The sequence below is a fragment of the Klebsiella sp. G-Nf4 genome (genome assembly GCF_002810615.1).
Taxonomy (GTDB): Bacteria; Pseudomonadota; Gammaproteobacteria; order Enterobacterales; family Enterobacteriaceae; genus Klebsiella; species Klebsiella variicola.
Window position 1 is genome coordinate 18077 of sequence record NZ_PION01000014.1, and the last position, 17053, is coordinate 35129.

General features: G+C 61.4%; 18 protein-coding genes. 10 read left to right on the forward strand and 8 right to left on the reverse strand.

The genetic code is table 11. From position 1 onward, the window contains the following. Together eefB and eefA are read right to left on the reverse strand one after the other, a co-directional pair. Positions 1–3108 carry a multidrug efflux RND transporter permease subunit EefB gene (eefB, locus tag CWM57_RS23360; RefSeq protein ID WP_100676457.1) on the reverse strand — a complete coding sequence of 1036 codons (3108 nt, stop codon included), beginning with the start codon at positions 3106–3108 and terminating at the stop codon, positions 1–3. Further along, positions 3108–4232, reverse strand: coding sequence for a multidrug efflux RND transporter periplasmic adaptor subunit EefA (gene eefA / locus CWM57_RS23365; protein ID WP_074386912.1), 1125 nt, complete (start codon positions 4230–4232; stop codon positions 3108–3110). The genes eefB and eefA overlap by 1 nt, the downstream gene beginning before the upstream one ends. Positions 4233–4438: 206 nt before the next feature. Between eefA and CWM57_RS27930 the strand changes: the two genes are divergently transcribed. Continuing rightward, the gene (locus CWM57_RS27930; RefSeq protein WP_046620780.1) at positions 4439–4561 is read left to right on the forward strand and encodes a hypothetical protein; all 123 of its coding nucleotides are present in this window, start codon (positions 4439–4441) and stop codon (positions 4559–4561) included. Here CWM57_RS27930 and CWM57_RS27935 read toward each other — a convergent pair. After that, positions 4521–4637 carry a hypothetical protein gene (locus tag CWM57_RS27935; protein ID WP_162676795.1) on the reverse strand — a complete coding sequence of 39 codons (117 nt, stop codon included), beginning with the start codon at positions 4635–4637 and terminating at the stop codon, positions 4521–4523. The genes CWM57_RS27930 and CWM57_RS27935 overlap by 41 nt on opposite strands. Between CWM57_RS27935 and CWM57_RS23375 the strand changes: the two genes are divergently transcribed. After that, complete coding sequence (locus tag CWM57_RS23375) at positions 4612–5028, forward strand: GNAT family N-acetyltransferase (RefSeq protein WP_074386913.1); 417 nt, start codon at positions 4612–4614, stop codon at positions 5026–5028. The two genes, CWM57_RS27935 and CWM57_RS23375, sit on opposite strands and share 26 nt — an antisense overlap. Before the next feature lie 493 nt (positions 5029–5521). On the opposite strand, the gene CWM57_RS23385 is transcribed toward CWM57_RS23375, so the two are convergent. Beyond that, positions 5522–6169, reverse strand: a complete 648-nt coding sequence (locus CWM57_RS23385; protein ID WP_074386914.1) for a TetR/AcrR family transcriptional regulator — start codon at positions 6167–6169, stop codon at positions 5522–5524. An 80-nt stretch (positions 6170–6249) separates the two neighbouring features. Here CWM57_RS23385 and CWM57_RS23390 point away from each other — a divergent pair, with 80 nt between their 5' ends. After that, complete coding sequence (locus CWM57_RS23390) at positions 6250–7743, forward strand: MDR family MFS transporter (RefSeq protein ID WP_074386915.1); 1494 nt, start codon at positions 6250–6252, stop codon at positions 7741–7743. Here the strand turns inward: CWM57_RS23390 and CWM57_RS23395 are convergent. Next, positions 7740–8654, reverse strand: coding sequence for a LysR family transcriptional regulator (locus CWM57_RS23395; protein ID WP_061152913.1), 915 nt, complete (start codon positions 8652–8654; stop codon positions 7740–7742). The two genes, CWM57_RS23390 and CWM57_RS23395, sit on opposite strands and share 4 nt — an antisense overlap. 95 nt (positions 8655–8749) lie before the next feature. Here CWM57_RS23395 and CWM57_RS23400 point away from each other — a divergent pair, with 95 nt between their 5' ends. Further along, on the forward strand, positions 8750–9379 hold the full coding sequence (locus CWM57_RS23400) for a pyridoxamine 5'-phosphate oxidase family protein (protein ID WP_074386916.1): 630 nt from the start codon (positions 8750–8752) through the stop codon (positions 9377–9379). Further along, the gene (locus tag CWM57_RS23405; protein ID WP_100676459.1) at positions 9379–9849 is read left to right on the forward strand and encodes a DUF1348 family protein; all 471 of its coding nucleotides are present in this window, start codon (positions 9379–9381) and stop codon (positions 9847–9849) included. Before CWM57_RS23400 ends, CWM57_RS23405 begins: the two co-directional genes overlap by 1 nt. Positions 9850–9869: 20 nt before the next feature. Here CWM57_RS23405 and CWM57_RS23410 read toward each other — a convergent pair whose 3' ends face one another. Then, positions 9870–10406 carry a carboxymuconolactone decarboxylase family protein gene (locus tag CWM57_RS23410; RefSeq protein ID WP_074386917.1) on the reverse strand — a complete coding sequence of 179 codons (537 nt, stop codon included), beginning with the start codon at positions 10404–10406 and terminating at the stop codon, positions 9870–9872. A gap of 116 nt (positions 10407–10522) precedes the next feature. On the opposite strand from CWM57_RS23410, the gene CWM57_RS23415 reads away from it, so the two are divergent. From CWM57_RS23415 to CWM57_RS23425, 3 genes are all read left to right on the forward strand, one after another. Beyond that, entirely contained in the window at positions 10523–11428 is a 906-nt protein-coding gene (locus tag CWM57_RS23415; RefSeq protein WP_100630944.1) for an AraC family transcriptional regulator, read from the forward strand. Positions 11429–11555: 127 nt separating this feature from the next. Next, positions 11556–12365: a lipoprotein NlpA gene (gene nlpA / locus CWM57_RS23420; protein ID WP_100676460.1), complete on the forward strand. Its 810-nt coding sequence runs from the start codon at positions 11556–11558 to the stop codon at positions 12363–12365. A gap of 24 nt (positions 12366–12389) precedes the next feature. Beyond that, positions 12390–13244, forward strand: coding sequence for a DMT family transporter (locus tag CWM57_RS23425; protein WP_074386920.1), 855 nt, complete (start codon positions 12390–12392; stop codon positions 13242–13244). On the opposite strand, the gene CWM57_RS23430 is transcribed toward CWM57_RS23425, so the two are convergent. Further along, positions 13234–13794, reverse strand: a complete 561-nt coding sequence (locus CWM57_RS23430; protein ID WP_100630946.1) for an NUDIX hydrolase — start codon at positions 13792–13794, stop codon at positions 13234–13236. The genes CWM57_RS23425 and CWM57_RS23430 overlap by 11 nt on opposite strands. A gap of 167 nt (positions 13795–13961) precedes the next feature. On the opposite strand from CWM57_RS23430, the gene CWM57_RS23435 reads away from it, so the two are divergent. Together CWM57_RS23435 and CWM57_RS23440 are read left to right on the forward strand one after the other, a co-directional pair. Beyond that, a complete protein-coding gene (locus CWM57_RS23435; RefSeq protein WP_100676461.1) occupies positions 13962–14741 on the forward strand; it encodes an MBL fold metallo-hydrolase in 780 nt (259 codons plus the stop codon). 21 nt (positions 14742–14762) lie between these two features. Beyond that, on the forward strand, positions 14763–15716 hold the full coding sequence (locus CWM57_RS23440; RefSeq protein ID WP_100676462.1) for a GlxA family transcriptional regulator: 954 nt from the start codon (positions 14763–14765) through the stop codon (positions 15714–15716). Here the strand turns inward: CWM57_RS23440 and CWM57_RS23445 are convergent. Next, a complete protein-coding gene (locus tag CWM57_RS23445) occupies positions 15713–16762 on the reverse strand; it encodes an NAD(P)-dependent alcohol dehydrogenase (RefSeq protein WP_100676463.1) in 1050 nt (349 codons plus the stop codon). The two genes, CWM57_RS23440 and CWM57_RS23445, sit on opposite strands and share 4 nt — an antisense overlap. Positions 16763–17053 lie beyond the last annotated feature (291 nt).

Sequence of the window (17053 nt, forward strand, 5' to 3'; positions counted from 1 at the left end):
TTACTCCTGAGAAGGACGTTGGCGGGTGAAGAGACGTTTCACCAGCACGAAGAACAGCGGTACGAAAAACACCGCCAGCAGGGTGGCCGTCAGGGTGCCGCCGATGATGCCGGTGCCGATCGCCACGCGGCTGTTGGCTCCGGCGCCGGTGGCGATGGCCAGCGGCAGTACCCCGGCGATAAACGCCAGCGAGGTCATGACAATCGGGCGCAGACGGGTCTGCGCGGCGCGGATCGCCGCCCAGGAGAGCGAATACCCCTCATCCACGGCGGATTCAGCGAACTCCACGATCAGGATGGCGTTTTTCGACGACAGGCCGATGGTGGTCAGCAGCGCCACCTGGAAGTAGACGTCGTTGCTTAAACCGCGCAGCGTCGCCGCCAGCGCCGCGCCGAGCAGGCCGAGCGGGATGACCATGATCACCGAGAACGGCACCGACCAGCTCTCATACAGCGCCGCCAGGCACAGGAACACCACCAGAATCGAGATGGCGTAGAGGCTCATCGCCTGGCCGCTGGCGAGCTTTTCCTGCAGCGAAATGCCGCTCCACGCCCAGGTGGAGCCCGCCGGCAGGCTGTCGGCCAGCTTTTCCATCTTGTCCATCGCCGCGCCGGAGCTGAAGCCGGCGGCGTTTTCGCCCTGGATCTCAAAGGCGGCGGAGCCGTTGTAGCGCACCAGGCTTTCCGGGCCGTATTGCCAGTGGGTGGTGGCGAAGGCGGAGAACGGCGTCATGCTGTTATCGCTGCCGCGAACGAACCATTTGCCGAGGTCCGACGGCACCGCGCGCGCGTCGCTTTCGCCCTGGATATAGACCTTTTTCACCCGGCCGCGATCGATAAAGTCATTCACGTAGGTACCGCCCCAGGCGCTGGAGAGCGTATCGGTTACATCGCTCAGCGACAGCCCCAGCGAGACGGCTTTGTTGTTATCGATATCCACCTGCAGCTGCGGCATCTGCGGCAGATCGTTAGCGCGCACCGACTGCAGCTCGCTGCTCTGGTTGGCCGCCGCCAGCAGCTGGCTGCGCAGCTTCATCAGGCTGTCGCGGTCGGTACCGCCGCTGGCCATCAGTTCGAAGGTGAAGCCGTTGCTCTGCCCGAGACCGTCTACCGACGGCGGGGTCATGGCGAACAGAGTGGCGTCGCGGATCGTCCCCAGCGCTTTGGTGGCCCGCAGGGCGATGGCCTGGGCGGTATTGTCGTCCCCTTTGCGCTGCGACCAGTTTTTCAGCGACACGAAGGCCATCCCGGCGTTCTGGCCGCTGCCGCTAAAGCTGAAGCCGTCGACGGTGAAAATGACGTTGGTATTGGCTTTCTCTTTAGTGAGGAACCAGTCGGTCACCTGGCGGCGCACCTCAGCGGTACGCACCGCGGTGGCCCCGGCGGGCAGAGTATACTGGACCATGATCTCCCCCTGGTCCTCCACCGGCAGGAAGCTGCCCGGCAGCTTCCACATCGCCAGCGCCATCGCCCCGCAAATCAACGCGTAAGCGCCCATCATCACCGCGCCCCGGCGCAGGCCGCCGAGTACGCGGCGCTGGTAGCCCGCTTCCGTGCGCCCCCACAGGCGGTTAAAGGCGCCGAAGAACCCTTTGGTGTGCGGTTTGGAGTGGCTGAGCAGCGCGCCGCACAGCGCCGGGGTGAGGGTCAGCGCCACCACCACCGACAGCATCATCGCCGAGATAATGGTGACCGAGAACTGGCGATAGATGACCCCGGTCGATCCGCCGAAGAAGGCCATCGGCAGGAACACCGCCGACAGCACCAGGGCAATCGCCACCAGCGCGCCGGAGATTTCGCCCATCGATTTTTCGGTCGCTTCGCGGGCGGGCAGCCCTTCGTCGCGCATAATGCGCTCGACGTTTTCCACCACCACGATGGCGTCATCCACCAGCAGGCCGATCGCCAGCACCATGGCGAACAGCGTCAGGGTGTTAATCGAGTAGCCGAACAGGGCCAGCACGCCGAAGGTGCCAAGCAGCACCACCGGCACCGCCACCGCTGGGATGAGCGTCGCGCGGAAGTTCTGCAGGAACAGATACATCACGCAGACCACGAGAATGATCGCTTCGAACAGGGTCTGAATCACGTCCTCGACCGAGATTTTGATGAACTCGGTGCTGTCCTTCGGATAGGCAATATCGTAGCCCTGCGGCATCTGACGCTGGAATTCGGCGATTTTGCTTTTCACCAGGGTCGCGGTATTCAGCGCGTTGGCGCCGGGGGCCATCATCACTGCGATCCCGGCGGCCGGGTGGCCGTTCAGATTGGCGGTGGCGGTGTAATCCTCGCTGCCCATCTCCACCCGCGCGACATCGCTCAGGCGCACTACCGAGCCGTCGGCCTGGCTTTTCACGATGATCGCTTTGAACTGGTCAGGGGTTTGCAGCCGGGATTGCGCCCGCACGGTGGCGGTCAATTGCTGGGCATTGGACGACGGTAGCGCGCCGATTTTACCGGCGGAAACCTGCACGTTCTGCGCCTCAATCGCCGACTGGACGTCGGAAGGCATCAGCGAGTAGGAGGCGAGTTTGGTCGGGTCCATCCAGACGCGCATCGCGTATTCGGCGCCGAACACCTGCAGGCTGCCGACGCCCTCCACGCGCGCCAGCGGGTCCTGCATATTGCTGACCAGCCAGTCGGAGATGTCGGAGCTGGTGGCGCGGTTGGTTTTGTCATACACCGCGAGGATCAGCAGGAAGCTGCTCTGCGATTTTTCCACCGTCACGCCGGACTGCTGGACTTCGCTCGGCAGCCGCGATTCCGCCTGCTGGACTTTGTTTTGCACCTGCACCTGGGCGGTGTCCGGGTCGGTCCCCTGCTCAAAGGTGACGGTGATGCTGACCGAGCCGTCGGAGCTGCTGGTGGAGCTGAAATAGAGCAGGTGGTCGAGCCCGGTGAGCTGCTGCTCGATGACCTGGGTGACGCTGTTCTCCAGGGTTTCGGCGGACGCCCCGGTATAGGTGGCGGAGATTTTCACCGCCGGCGGGGCGACGTCCGGATACTGGCCTACCGGCAGCGTGCGGATCGCCAGCACCCCGGCGAGCATAATCAGAATGGCGATCACCCAGGCAAAGACCGGGCGACGCACGAAGAAACGGGAGAACATCAGGCATTGCCTCCGTTGTTGTTAACGGCAACGACCTTCACTGTCTGTCCGGGGGCCACTTTACTGGTGCCTTCGACAATCAGCTTATCGCCCGCTTTCAGGCCGCTCAGCACCAGCCATTTATCGCCATAGGTGTCGCCGGTTTCCACGGTACGCTGCTCAACTTTGTTGGCGGCATCGACCACCAGCGCCGTGGCGTCGCCTTTGGCATCGCGGGTGATCCCCTGCTGCGGGGCGAGGATCGCGTCGTTCATGATGCCTTCATCGATGCGCGCGCGGACGAACATCCCCGGCAGCAGGACGTGCTGCGGGTTGGGGAAGATCGCGCGCAGGGTCACCGAGCCGGTGGATTCATCGACGGCAACTTCGGTAAGCGCCAGACGCCCTTTTTCCTGATAGGTGCTGCCATCTTCCAGGGTTAACGTCACGCTGAGGGTATCGCTGTTGCTGGCCAGGCTTTGTTTGCGTAAACGCAGGAGATCGACGCTGGATCGCGTCAGATCAACATACATGGTGTCGAGCCCGCGGATCGTCGCCAGCGCGGTATCCTGATCGGCGGAGACCAGCGCCCCCGGCGTAACCGACGAGATGCCGATGCGCCCGGCAATCGGCGCGGTGACGGTGGTCCAGTTCAGGTTGATGCGCGCGCTCTCCAGCGCTGCTTTCTTCGATTCCACGCTGGCCTTGTCCTGGGCGCAGGTGGAGGCGGCGTCGTCGGCATCCTGGCGGGAAACGCCGTTATCCCTGACCAGCGACGCGTAGCGCTGGGCCTTCTGGCAATCGGAGACCACCAGCGCCTGGGCCTGTTTCAGCGCGGCCGCCGCTTCGTTCCAGGTCGCGCGATAGCTGGAGGGATCGATCTGGTAAAGGGCCTGCCCGGCCTTCACCATATCGCCTTCGGTAAACAGGCGTTTCTGGATGATGCCGCCCACCTGCGGGCGTACTTCGGCGCTGAGCGAGGCGGTGGTGCGGCCGGTGAGCTGGCTGACTACCGGAACCGGCTGGCTTTGCAGGGTGACCACGCCCACTTCCGGCGCGGGTTGCTGCGGGGCAGATGTCTGCGCATTATCGCATCCGCTAAGGAGAAATAATGCTGTCGCGATGGGAGCTATGATGTATTTCATTATATTTTCTCAAGATATAAGACGTCCGCCCCGTTTATTTAAAAACGAGGGAATAGGTTGGGCGCTGAGGCATTTTCGGGTGAGCGAAAATGACAAAAAAGGAACACAGATGTTCCTGAACGTGATTGTTATTGTGTCTCCGTTGAAGCCAACCTCTTCGGTATTCAGGAGGTGAAAAGCGCATCTCCTCTGGTTTTGTGGTGAGAATGATCATTCTCATTTTTCTCCATTATACGATCCGCCGCGATAATGGAAAGGTTTTTTTGCTTACTTTTAGAACGCAAAAAATTAAGGCAAATAATCATGGAGAAAATAAGAATATTTTGTGAAAGTGGAGAGGGAAAATAACGATTCGGCATCGCAATACTGGAGATAGTTAATGACACTAATCATTACAAAAAGCATTAATCCCGACGATCAACAAGAATTGCTTGCCGGTCTGCGGCACTATAATCAGCAGTATCTCGATGCGGCGCAGTTTGGCGATCTGGGGGTTTACTCCCGCGATGCGCAAGGGGTGATGCAGGGCGGGCTGATTGCCAAACGCAAGGGCAACTGGCTGTGCATTGAGTATCTGTGGGTCAGCGAGACGACGCGCGGGCGCGGGCTGGGGAGCGAGCTGATGCAGGAGGCGGAACAGCAGGCGCAGGCGCTAGGCTGCAGCCATCTGCTGGTGGATACCTTTAGCTTCCAGGCGCTGCCGTTTTATCGAAAATTAGGCTATCAGCTGCAGATGTCGCTGCCCGACTTCCCCCACGCAGGCATGCAGCGCCACTATTTGTCGAAGGCGCTGTAACGGTAGTGGTATCCCCGGGCGGTCAGGTACCGTACCTGTGGTTGTGCCGGATGGCGGCATAAATGCCTTATCCGGCCTACACAGTCCTCCCGTCGTTTCGTCCCACCCAGGACCGGCAAGCGCAGCGCCGCCGGGCAGGATATCAGGCACGGCACCTGTATTCTTGCCGGGTGGCGGCTGTCGCCTTACCCGTCCTGGGGTTCGTGCTGTGCCCGCCATGATGCCGAGCGGCCTGTTGTTGATATACCCACTTGCGCGACTGAAACTGCCGGTGCTGGCCGGAGCCCGGGGGTACAGGGGGCGGCGGCGACTGACCGCCCCCTGTGCGCTCCCTGCGCCATAAGAGACATAGCGCAGAAGAAATATCGGGAGCGCAATCTGCCCGGACATAACACGGGAGTGGTAGCCCTGCTAAGCGTAGCGCGAGCAGGGAAAATCCCGGATGGCGGCGCGTGGCGCCTTATCCGGGCTACAAAAGCGTCAAAACCACGCCTTAACCCCCGATGCCGTGGCCCATTAACGCCAGCGCGTGGCTGATGATGGTCTGGCGGTTGACCGCCTGTAAACGCGGATCGCTGTGAATGCGTGAAAATGGCACCAGCACCAGGCTAATCACCGTGGTAAACAGCAGCTCCGGCGACAGTGCCGGATTGATCTTGCCCTCCAGCTGCCAGCGACGCACCGTCTCCAGCATCACCTGAAAACGCTCCTCGCCGAAGCGGGCATCCATATGCTGACGCAGGATCGGCATCTCGCCGATGATCTCCTGCATCCACAGCGGCGCGAACCAGGCGTTTTTCTCCGCCATATGCGCCAGCGTCTCGACCATCATCGTCAGCGCCAACACCGGGTCCTGCGGATGATCGACAAAAATGCGGCTGATGTGATTGCGCAGCGGCATAAAGCGCTCCTCAATCAGCTGGGTCACCAGCGCTTCCCGGGAGCTGAAATAGTAATGCAGCATCGCCGGCGTCACCCCGGCTTCTTTGGCGATGGCGTTCAACGACACGCGAGCCGTCCCGTCGCGGGCAAACAGCGTCAGGGCAATGTCCATCAGCTGTTCGCGGTTGGCGGTACCCGGTTTTTTACCGCGCGGCCGACCCGGGCGGCGGGGTGCATCCTGATCCTTTTGTGCTGTCATGGTATGGCGATCTCTTGACCCGACTCATTCTTTCACTAAATATTAATTATGCATTTAATTAATTTCAAGCGAGCGTTGTAATGACTTCTGAAGTCGCTAACCCACCGGTGCAGTCGATACGCCTGCTGTTCAGCGCATTGCTGTTGGTGATGTTGCTCTCGGCGTTGGATCAGACCATTGTCTCCACCGCGCTGCCGACGATTGTCGGCGAACTGGGCGGGCTGGACAAGCTTTCCTGGGTGGTCACGGCCTATATTCTCAGCTCCACCATCGCGGTGCCGCTGTACGGGAAATTCGGCGATCTGTTCGGTCGCAAAATCGTGCTGCAGGTGGCGATTGGGCTGTTTCTCGTCGGCTCCGCGCTCTGCGGGCTGGCGCAGAATATGACCCAACTGGTGCTGATGCGCGGCCTGCAGGGGCTCGGCGGCGGCGGCCTGATGGTGATCAGTATGGCGGCGGTCGCCGACGTCATCCCACCCGCCAACCGTGGCCGTTATCAGGGGCTGTTCGGCGGCGTCTTCGGCCTGGCGACGGTGATCGGCCCGCTGATCGGCGGTTTTCTGGTGCAGCACGCCTCCTGGCGCTGGATCTTCTATATCAACCTGCCGCTCGGCCTGTTCGCGCTGCTGGTGATCGGCGCGGTATTCCACAGCAGCAATAAACGCAGCCAGCATCAGATTGACTGGCTGGGGGCGATTTACCTCAGCATGGCGCTGCTGTGCATCATTCTGTTTACCTCGGAAGGGGGCAGCGTCCATGCGTGGAATGACCCGCAGCTGTGGTGCATTCTGGCCTTCGGCATCGTGGGGATCATCGGCTTTATTTACGAAGAGCGGATCGCCGCCGAGCCGATTATTCCGCTGGCGCTGTTCCGCAACCGCAGCTTCCTGCTGTGCAGCCTGATTGGCTTCGTCATCGGCATGTCGCTGTTCGGGTCAGTCACCTTCCTGCCGCTCTATCTGCAGGTGGTGAAGGAGGCGACGCCCACCGAGGCCGGGCTGCAGCTGATCCCCCTGATGGGCGGCCTGCTGCTGACCTCGATTATCAGCGGGCGGATTATCAGCCGTACCGGTAAATATCGCCTGTTTCCGATCCTCGGCACCCTGCTCGGCGTCACCGGCATGGTACTGCTGACCCGCATCACCATTCATTCGCCGATGTGGCAGCTATACCTGTTTACCGGTGTGCTGGGGGCGGGTCTGGGGCTGGTGATGCAGGTGCTGGTCCTGGCGGTGCAGAATGCGATGCCGGCGCAGATGTACGGCGTCGCCACCTCCGGCGTGACCCTGTTCCGCTCGATTGGCGGCTCCATCGGCGTGGCGCTGTTTGGCGCGGTGTTCACGCACGTGCTGCAGAGCAACCTGCAAAAGCTGTTGCCGGAAGGCGCGGTGCTGCCGCCGGGAATGAATCCGGTGGCGGTTCAGCACCTGCCCGCGGATATCCGCCTCGACTACCTCGACGCCTTCGGTGCGGCGATCCACGCGGCATTTCTGATGGCGGCCGGCATTATGGCGGTGGCGTTTGTCCTCTCCTGGCTGTTAAAGGAGGCACCGCTGAAGACCGCGGTGCATTAAGCGGCGCCGGCGATGCGCAGTAGTGCCTGACGCAGCGCCGGTGCGGCAAAATCGATAAATTTCCTCAGCTTAAGTGGCGCCAGATCTCGTGCGGTATACAGCAAATGGACCGGCGCGGGGGCGGGCTCGACGCTTTCCAGCAGCAGACGGAGCTCCCCGTGGCGCAGGCCATCCAGCGCCTGATAATGCAGTAAGCGGGCCACGCCCACGCCCAGCCGCGCAGCATCGGCGGCGCTCTCCGGCGTGGTGACGGATAGCACCGGCGGCAGGTTAATCAGCTGGTCCTCGCGCTCAGCGGCGCGAAAGCGCCAGCCGCGATAGGGCATCGGCGATTCAATGCGGATGATCGGCAGCGCCGCCAGATCGCGCGGCCGCTGCGGCTCGCCGTATTTCGCCAGCAGCGCCGGATGGGCGCAGGCCACAATCCGCATGGTGCCAAGGCGGGTGGCCACCATGCTGCTGTCCGCCAGGTCGCCAATCCGCACCGCCAGATCGACATGGTCGCTCACCAGGTCAGCATTGCGATCGCTGAGCAGCAAACGGACGCGAATTTGCGGGTAGCGGGCGATAAATTCACCGATCACCGGGAGAACGTGCTGACGGCCAAACATCGTTGGCGCGGAGATCACCAGCTCGCCCTTCGGTTCCTGATATTCGCCCGTCGCCTGGCGTTCGGCGTTTTCCACCTCCTCAAGGATCCGCCGCGCGGCGGCGACATAATCGACCCCGGCGTCGGTGAGCGTCAGTTTGCGGGTCGTTCGCGCCAGCAGGCGCACGCCCAGCGCACTCTCCAGTTCACCGATATGGCGGCTGACGGTGGTCAACGGCATATTCAGCGCCCGCGCCGCCGCCGACATGCTCCCCAGCTCGGTCACTTTCACCAGCAGCGCCATCGCGCTTAATCGATCCATTATTCTCCCGTTTTCCGGAAAGATGATTGCCACTTAACCCGTATTATCATTCTTCACAGTACAGTCCATGATGGCGCCAGACAACAGGAGGCGCTATGGCAGCAACCTTTCTCGATATCGCCATCACCCCGGACGTGATGGATGTGCAGCATGAAATGGGCAGCGACATGCTGTGGCAAACGCCGCACAGTCGCCGCCAGGCCGACCGCTTCGGCGACAGCGAAGCGGGGATGATCGCCACCCGCGACAGCTTTTATCTGGCGACGGTGTCGCAGAGCGGCTGGCCCTACATTCAGCATCGCGGCGGCCCGGTGGGGTTTCTGCATCTGCTGGATGACACCACCCTGGCGATGGCCGATTTCGGCGGCAACCGCCAGTACATCACTACCGGCAATCTGCGCGGCAGCGACCGGGCCTGCCTGTTTTTGATGGATTATCCGCGCCGTGCCAGGCTGAAAATCTACGCCACCGTCGAAGTCCTGGCGGCAGAGGACCACCCGGAGCTGCTGGCGCAGGTGGCGCCGGCCAACTATCGCGCCCGCATTGAACGCCTGTTTCTTTTTCATTTGCAGGCGTTTGACTGGAACTGCCCGCAGCACATTACGCCGCGCTACAGCGCGCAGCAGGTGGCGGAGTACAGCCAGAACTTGCAGCAACGTATTCATGACCTGGAGCAGGAGAATCAGCGCCTGCAGCAGCAATTATCCTCAAAAGGAGACTCCTGATGAATGAGCAACGTCCCCCGTTACCGCCGTTTACCCGCGACAGCGCTATCCAGAAGGTCCGCGCCGCGGAAGATGGCTGGAACAGTCGCGATGCCGAAAAAGTCGCTCTGGCCTACACCGTCGATAGCGAATGGCGCAACCGCAGCGAATTTGTCCACGGCAGGGGGCAAATTGTTGAGTTCCTGCAGCGAAAATGGCGCAAGGAGCAGCAATACCGGCTGATTAAAGAGCTGTGGGCATGGCAGGAGAATCGCATTGCCGTGCGCTTCGCCTATGAGTGGTGCGACGACAGCGGCAACTGGTTTCGCTCGTATGGCAATGAGAACTGGGAGTTTGATAAGCACGGACTGATGCAGACGCGCTACGCCTGCATCAACGATCTGCCGATCGCCGAAAGCGAGCGCCTGTTCCACTGGACCCAGGGGCGCCGCCCGGACGATCATCCGGGGCTCAGCGATCTGGGGCTGTAAAACCGGCGCGGCGCGACGGATTAATCGGCTTTCGGGAAGTCGACCACCGTGTCGTTAACCCGGTTCACCATGTTGGTGAACAGGATCGCGCTGATGGCGCTGATAATATCAATCACCTGCTGGTCGCTAAAACCGGCGTTGCGCAGCGCGGCGACGTCGGTTGCCGGCAGGGTGCCGGTGGTGGTCACCAGAGTCTGCGCAAATTTCACCAGCGCATCAAGCTGCGCCTCTTCCGTATACTCCCCGCGGCGCAGGGCGTGGATCTGCTCGCTGCTGAAGCCGGCTTTTTTCGCCATCAGGGTGTGCGCGGCCAGGCAGTAGTCACAGCCGGTGGCTTCGCTGACCGACAGATTAATCGCTTCCAGCTGTTGGGCGCTGAGGCTGCCTTTATGGAGCATCGCATTGTGCGCCAGCGCCTGCTGCAGCGCCGCCGGCGAGTGGCCGCCGATGGTGAGATAGGCGTTCGGCACTTTGCCCATCGCTTTTTTGATCCCGGCGAAAATATCGGCGGCTTTGCCGGTGGCGTCTTGTTCACGGATATCTGCTAAACGGCTCATGGTTAACTCCTGTTGTTATCGAGGGTGTGTTGGCAATGGGGTCATCTTAGGCGCTTGCCGCATGCTAGACTGGCGGTCTTCGTCTCACCTTTTTGTCTTATCGTCTCAGGAGAAGCATGGACAGTCTCAGTCATCTGCTGGCGCTGCTGGCGCCGCGCTGTGAAGTGAACCTGCACTGTCGCTTCGGCGGCCGCTGGCAGGCCGGGCACCAGCAAATGCGCAGCGGCGTGGTGCCCTGGCACGTGGTGCTGCGCGGCGAGGGGCGGCTCAACGTCGGTGGCCAAACCCATCACCTGCGCGCGGGCGATGTCGTTCTCCTGCCCCACGGTTCGCCACACCTGATGGAGAGCCTGGTGGAGTGGGGCCAGGTGCTGCCGGTGGCGCACCGGTTTAACGGCACGGTGACGGAAATGCGCGCCGGCCCGACGGAGGGGGCGCTGGAGATGCTGTGCGGCGAATTCTATTTTGGTCCGCACGTCAGCTGGCTGTTCAGTGAAGCATCGACGCTGATCCATCTCCATACCGATGCGCGTGAAGACTGCCCGGAGCTGGACGCGCTGCTTAATATACTGGTGCGCGAGAGCCTGACGCAGCGTCCCGGCGGCAGCGCCATCGTGCGCAGCCTCGGCGATACGCTGTTGGTGCTCCTGCTGCGCATGCTGCTTGGTGAGCAACAGCCGCCCGGCGGACTGCTGCGCCTGATGAGCGATGAACGCCTGATGCCGGCGGTGCTGGCGGTGATGGCGACCCCGGAGCAACCGTGGACGCTGGAAAGCATGGCCGCCCGCGCGTTTCTGTCGCGGGCCACCTTTGCCCGTCACTTTGCCCGCGTCTATCACCTGACGCCGCAGGCGTGGCTGTCGCAGTTGCGAATGGCGCTGGCCGCCCGGCTGCTGCGCCTGGAGCGTCAGACCAACCTCGAGGTCATTGCCGAACGCTGCGGCTTTCAGTCGCTGGCGTCATTCTCGAAGCGCTTCAAAATGCGCTATGGCGTGACGCCGGGCGAGTGGCGACGGGGCTAGCGCGTCGCGTTCCGCGAAGATGATTTTATTTCCAGTTGCGTGGTTTGCTGTTTATTACCCGACCCGAAAGTCGCTATAGTTTTGCACGAAAAAAACAATGACAGTCAGGACAGACAGGGTGAAGAGGATGAGATTACGTTTACGGGCCGCCGCCGCAGTGGTGCTGGCGGGTCTGGTGCTGGTCGGCTGCGACCAAAAGGGTAATGAAGCGAAGCACATTAAGGTCGGCGTGATTAACGGCGCCGAGCAGGATGTGGCGGAAGTGGCGAAGAAGGTGGCCAAAGAGAAGTACGGTCTGGACGTCGAGCTGGTGGGATTCAGCGGCTCGCTGCTGCCTAACGAATCGACCAACGCCGGCGATCTGGACGCCAACGTCTTCCAGCATCGGCCTTTCCTTGAGCAGGACAACAAAGCGCATAACTATCATCTGGTGGCCGTCGGCAATACCTTCGTCTTCCCGATGGCCGGCTATTCGCGCAAGATCAAGTCAGTCGCCGAACTGAAAGACGGCGCGACGATCGCCATCCCCAACGACCCGACCAATCTCGGGCGGGCGCTGCTGCTGTTGCAAAAAGAGAAGTTGATTACCCTCAAAGCCGGTACCGGCCTGCTGCCGACGGCGGTGGATATCACCGACAACCCGCATAACCTGAACATCATGGAGCTGGAAGGGGCGCAACTGCCGCGCGTACTTGACGATCCCAAAGTCGATGTGGCCATCATCAGCACCACCTATCTGCAGCAAACCGGGCTGTCACCGGTTCGTGACGGCATCTTTATCGAAGATAAAAACTCGCCCTACGTGAACATCATCGTGACCCGGGAAGACAATAAAGACGCGGAAAACGTGAAGGAGTTTATGCAGTCGTATCAGTCGCCGGAGGTGGCGAAGGCGGCAGAGACTATCTTCAACGGCGGCGCGGTGCCGGGCTGGTAAGCTAAAACACAGGGAGAGGCGCGTATGGTACGCCAACGGCAGGCCGATCTGCTGCTGATTGCCGCGACGGTGATTGCCGCCTGCGGCTGGATATTTTCCCGCGAGGCGATCGCCGGCATGCCGGTTTTCGCGTTTCTTGGGCTGCGCTTTTTCTTCGCCGCGCTGCTGCTGTTGCCGTTCTGCCGCGGTTTTCGCCCGCAAAAGCAGCACTGGCCAAAGCTCATCATCAGCGGACTCTGGTTTGCCCTCAACCTCTGTCTGTGGATCTACTCGGTCTCCACGACGGCGTCGCTCGGCGAAGGGGCGTTTATCATGAGCCTGTCGATGATGTTCGTCCCGCTGACCGCGTGGGTGATGATGAAGGTACGCCCGCCGCGCGCCTGGTGGGAGTGCCTGCCGATCGCGGTGGTGGGCCTGGGGCTGCTCAGTCTGCATATGCCGATAGCCTTCCACCCCAGCCAGGGCTGGTTTTTGCTGACGGCGCTGGTGCAGTCGATCTGGTTCTGTTACACCAGTCGCTGCGCGCGTGAAGTGCCGCTGATCCCCCTGACCACCGTGCAGCTGGCGATCACCGGTATCGTCGGGTTGACCATCTCCGTTGCCGTTGAACGCTGGGACCAGCCGATGACCCTGCCGACTCTCGGCTGGCTGGTGGCCAGCATTGTCATCGCCACCAGCCTGCGCTTCGGTCTGCAGATGAAGGGGCAGAAGTACGCGGCGGTGGCCAGCGCGGCGATCATCATGGTGCTCGAACCGCTGCTGACGGTCATTGCCGCCGCGCTGTGGTACGGCGAACAGCTGCCGCTGCAGAAAATCATCGGCGGCGTGCTGATCCTGGTGGCCCAGCTGTGGTTCCGCTGGCGGATGCTTAAGCCGTAAGCGGGCCGCTTCGCCGCTGCGCCATCAGCTGCAGCAGCGGCACCAGCGACAGCCCGTCCGGCATCTCGCCGCGGGCGATCAGCTGGTTTATCTCCTCAAAGGTAAACCAGCCGGTTTCCATTACCTCATCCTGATCCGCATCCATCCCCACCCAGTGTAAATCGGTAGCCAGCCAGGTGATAAACAGCTGATCGCTGCTGCCGTAGGAGGGGTTAAAGCGAATGATCTCCTTGACGCGTTGCGCCTGCCAGCCGGTCTCTTCCCGCAGTTCGCGCAGCGCGGCGACCGCCGGGTCTTCCCCTTCATCGACGCCGCCAGAGGGGATCGCCCACACCACCTTATCGATCAGGTAGCGGTAGTGGCGAATCAGCAGTACTTTCTCATCCTGAATGGCCACAATCCCCACTGCCGGGCGCGGATAGTGAATGGCGTAAAAGTCGCGGCGCTCGCCGGGGGCGACATCAATACCCACCTTACGCATGCTGAACCACGGCGTCTCGGCGATGACCTGCGGGTCGTGCATATCGGCGGCGGTCAGTTTCTTTTTCATCGTGCCACTCCTGTCAAAAATTGAGCCTTAAGAACAACATAGCCGGAGGCGGATGGCAACTGCCGCAGGTTGGCCCGATTTCATCGATCATTGCCCAAATGCCCCTGTTGAGCCAGGCTGGTACTCAGTACGATGTTCGTCAGATGACCCCACAGAGGAACGCCAACATGAACATCACCCATATCCGTAATGCGACCCAGATGATTGACTACGCCGGGAAAAGATTTCTCATCGACCCGATGCTGGCGGACAAGGGCGCCTGGCCAGGTTTTCCCGGTACCGCGCGTAGCGAGCTGCGCAATCCGCTGGTTGAGCTGCCGTTTTCCCGCGATAAAATTATCGATGTTGATGCAGTGATCGTCACCCATACCCATGACGATCACTGGGACGCGGCGGCGATCGCCGCGATCCCGAAAACCCTGCCGGTGTTCGTCCAGCATGAGGCCGACGCCGCGCTGCTGCGCAGCCAGGGATTTCAGGATCTGCGCCTGCTGTCGGCTGACAGCGAATTTGCCGGCGTACGCTTGCAGAAAACCACCTCCGGCCAACACGGCAGCGATCGTACCTACGCAGTGCCGGCGATGGCTGAACGCCTGGGAGAAGCCTGCGGCGTGGTATTTCGCCATCCGCAGGAGAAGACGCTGTGGCTGGTGGGGGATACTATCTGGCGCGATGACATTGCAGCCGACCTGCTGAAGCTGCGCCCGGACGTGGTGGTGTTGAACGCCGGCTACGCCCACGTCATCGGCTTTGGCCCGATTATCATGGGTAAGGAAGATCTCCTGAACGTGCACTTCACCCTGCCGGAAGCGAAAATCATGGCTATCCACCTCGAGGCGGTCAACCACTGCCTGGTGAGCCGGGAAGAGATGCGCCAGTATGCGGTGGATAATCAGATTGCCGATGTGGTGAGTATCCCGCAGGATGGGGAAACCGTGGTTTATTAACATGCGCAAGGGGAAGGGACGATGAAACTCACCGACGTGGCGATTGTCGCCGTAGAGGGCTTTAGCCCATTTCACTACGCCGTCCCCTGCATGCTGTTTGGCGATTCGGTCTCTGAAATCAAACGCTTTAACCTGCACATTTGCGCCGAGCGGCCGGGGCTGCTTCGCGCCCGCGATGGTTTTGCGCTCTACGCCACCGGCGATTACGCCGCGCTGGAACAGGCGGATATCGTGGTGGTGCCTTACTGGGGCGAGGTCGATCGGCGTCCGCCGCAGGCGCTGCTTGATAGCCTGGTGCGGGCGCGGGATAACGGCGCGGAAATCGTCGGCCTGTGTCTCGGCGCGTTCGTCCTCGGCTACGCCGGGCTGCTGGACGGCAGGCGAGCGGCGACTCACTGGGAGTTCGAACAGGATTTTCAGCGCCTGTTTCCGCAGGTGCAGCTGGATATCAATGCCCTGTATGTGGATGATCAGCGGGTGATCACCTCGGCGGGCACCGCGGCGGCGCTGGACTGCTGCTTGTATCTCATCCGCCAGCGTTTCGGCAGCCTCGCGGCCAATCAGATCGCCCGGCGGATGATTGTTTCGCCGCACCGCGAAGGCGGCCAGGCGCAGTTTATCGCCCAGCCAGTGCCGAAAAACACCCGCGATGCGCGGATTAACTGCCTGCTGGATTATCTGCAGCAGCATATTGCCGAGCCGCACAGTCTCGATTCGCTGGCCCGGGTGGTGGCGATGAGCCGCCGTACCCTGACCCGCCACTTCGCCCGGGCGACCGGGATGAGCATTACCGACTGGCTGACCGCCGAACGTCTGCGCCGCAGCCAGAGTCTGCTTGAGGCGGGCGATCTGCCGGTCGAGCAGGTGGCGGAGGCGGTGGGTTATCTTTCAGCGGTCACCTGGCGCCAGCAGTTTAAAGCGCGCTTTGGCGTCAGCCCGGCGGAGTGGCGGCGCACCTTTCGCAGCGGCGCTTAGCCGGCGAGGGTCGCACTGTCGATCACGAAGCGGTATTTCACGTCACCCTTGACCATTCTTTCCCAGGCTTCGTTGATCTCATCGCCGTGAATAAGCTCGATATCGGCGACGATGCCGTGTTCGGCGCAGAAGTCGAGCATCTCCTGAGTCTCCGGAATACCGCCGATCATCGAGCCGGCAATTGACCGGCGGCGGAAGATCAGATTGAACACTTCCGGCGACGGATGCGGCGTGGCCGGAGCGCCTACGAGGGTCATGGTGCCATCGCGTTTCAGCAGCGTGGTGAAGGCATCGAGATTGTGCGGCGCCGCCACGGTGTTGAGGATGAAGTCGAAGCTTTTGACGTGGGCCGCCATTTCGTCGTCGTTGCGCGACACCACCACGTCATCAGCACCCAGCGCTCTGGCCGCCTCGCGTTTGGATTCGGAGGTGGTAAAGGCCACCACGTGGGCCCCCATGGCGTGGGCCAACTTGATCCCCATATGCCCGAGGCCGCCAATGCCGACCACACCGACTTTTTTACCCGGCCCGACGTGCCAGTGGCGCAGCGGCGAGTAAGTGGTGATCCCGGCGCACAGCAGCGGCGCGACGGCGGCCAGCTGCGCTTCGGGATGGGTTATCCGCAGTACGTAGTGTTCTTTGACCACGATCTGCTGGGAATAGCCGCCCAGCGTGTGGCCCGGTGCATCCTGGGTCGGGCCGTTATAGGTCAGCACCATGTGGTCGCAGTAGTTTTCCAGCCCCTCAGCGCACTCTTCGCACTGTTGACAGCTATCGACCATACAGCCGACGCCGACCAGATCGCCGACGGCGTAGCGCGAGACGGCGTCGCCGACCGCGGTCACCCGGCCCACAATTTCATGCCCCGGCACGCAGGGGTAGAGCGTTCCCGCCCACTCCGATCGCGCCTGGTGGAGATCGGAGTGGCAGACGCCGCAGTAAGCGATGGCGATCTGTACATCCTGTGGCCCCGGCTCGCGTCGGGTGATGGCCATTGATTCCAGCGGCTGGCTGGCGGAGTAGGTACCAATAGCGTTGATCAGCATAGCGAAACCTCTTCTTGATGAATGGACTCAATAGAACGGGAGGGGAATGCGGGTGGTCAGTGGCATCGATAAGCGTAGCCTGGACTGGCCGAGATGCGAGGGGGAAAGCGGTTGAGAAACCCTCAGGCGCGGTGTTAGCCAGCGCAGTAAATAATAAGGTGGCCTTATCTTTATAGCCGCTAAGCCTTATAGGTATTTACGGCAAATAGTATTATTTATTCCTGTAGAATAAAGATAAATAGTTATTGCAGATAATGATGCTTACACTCTTTTTATCCCCGTAACGTCTTG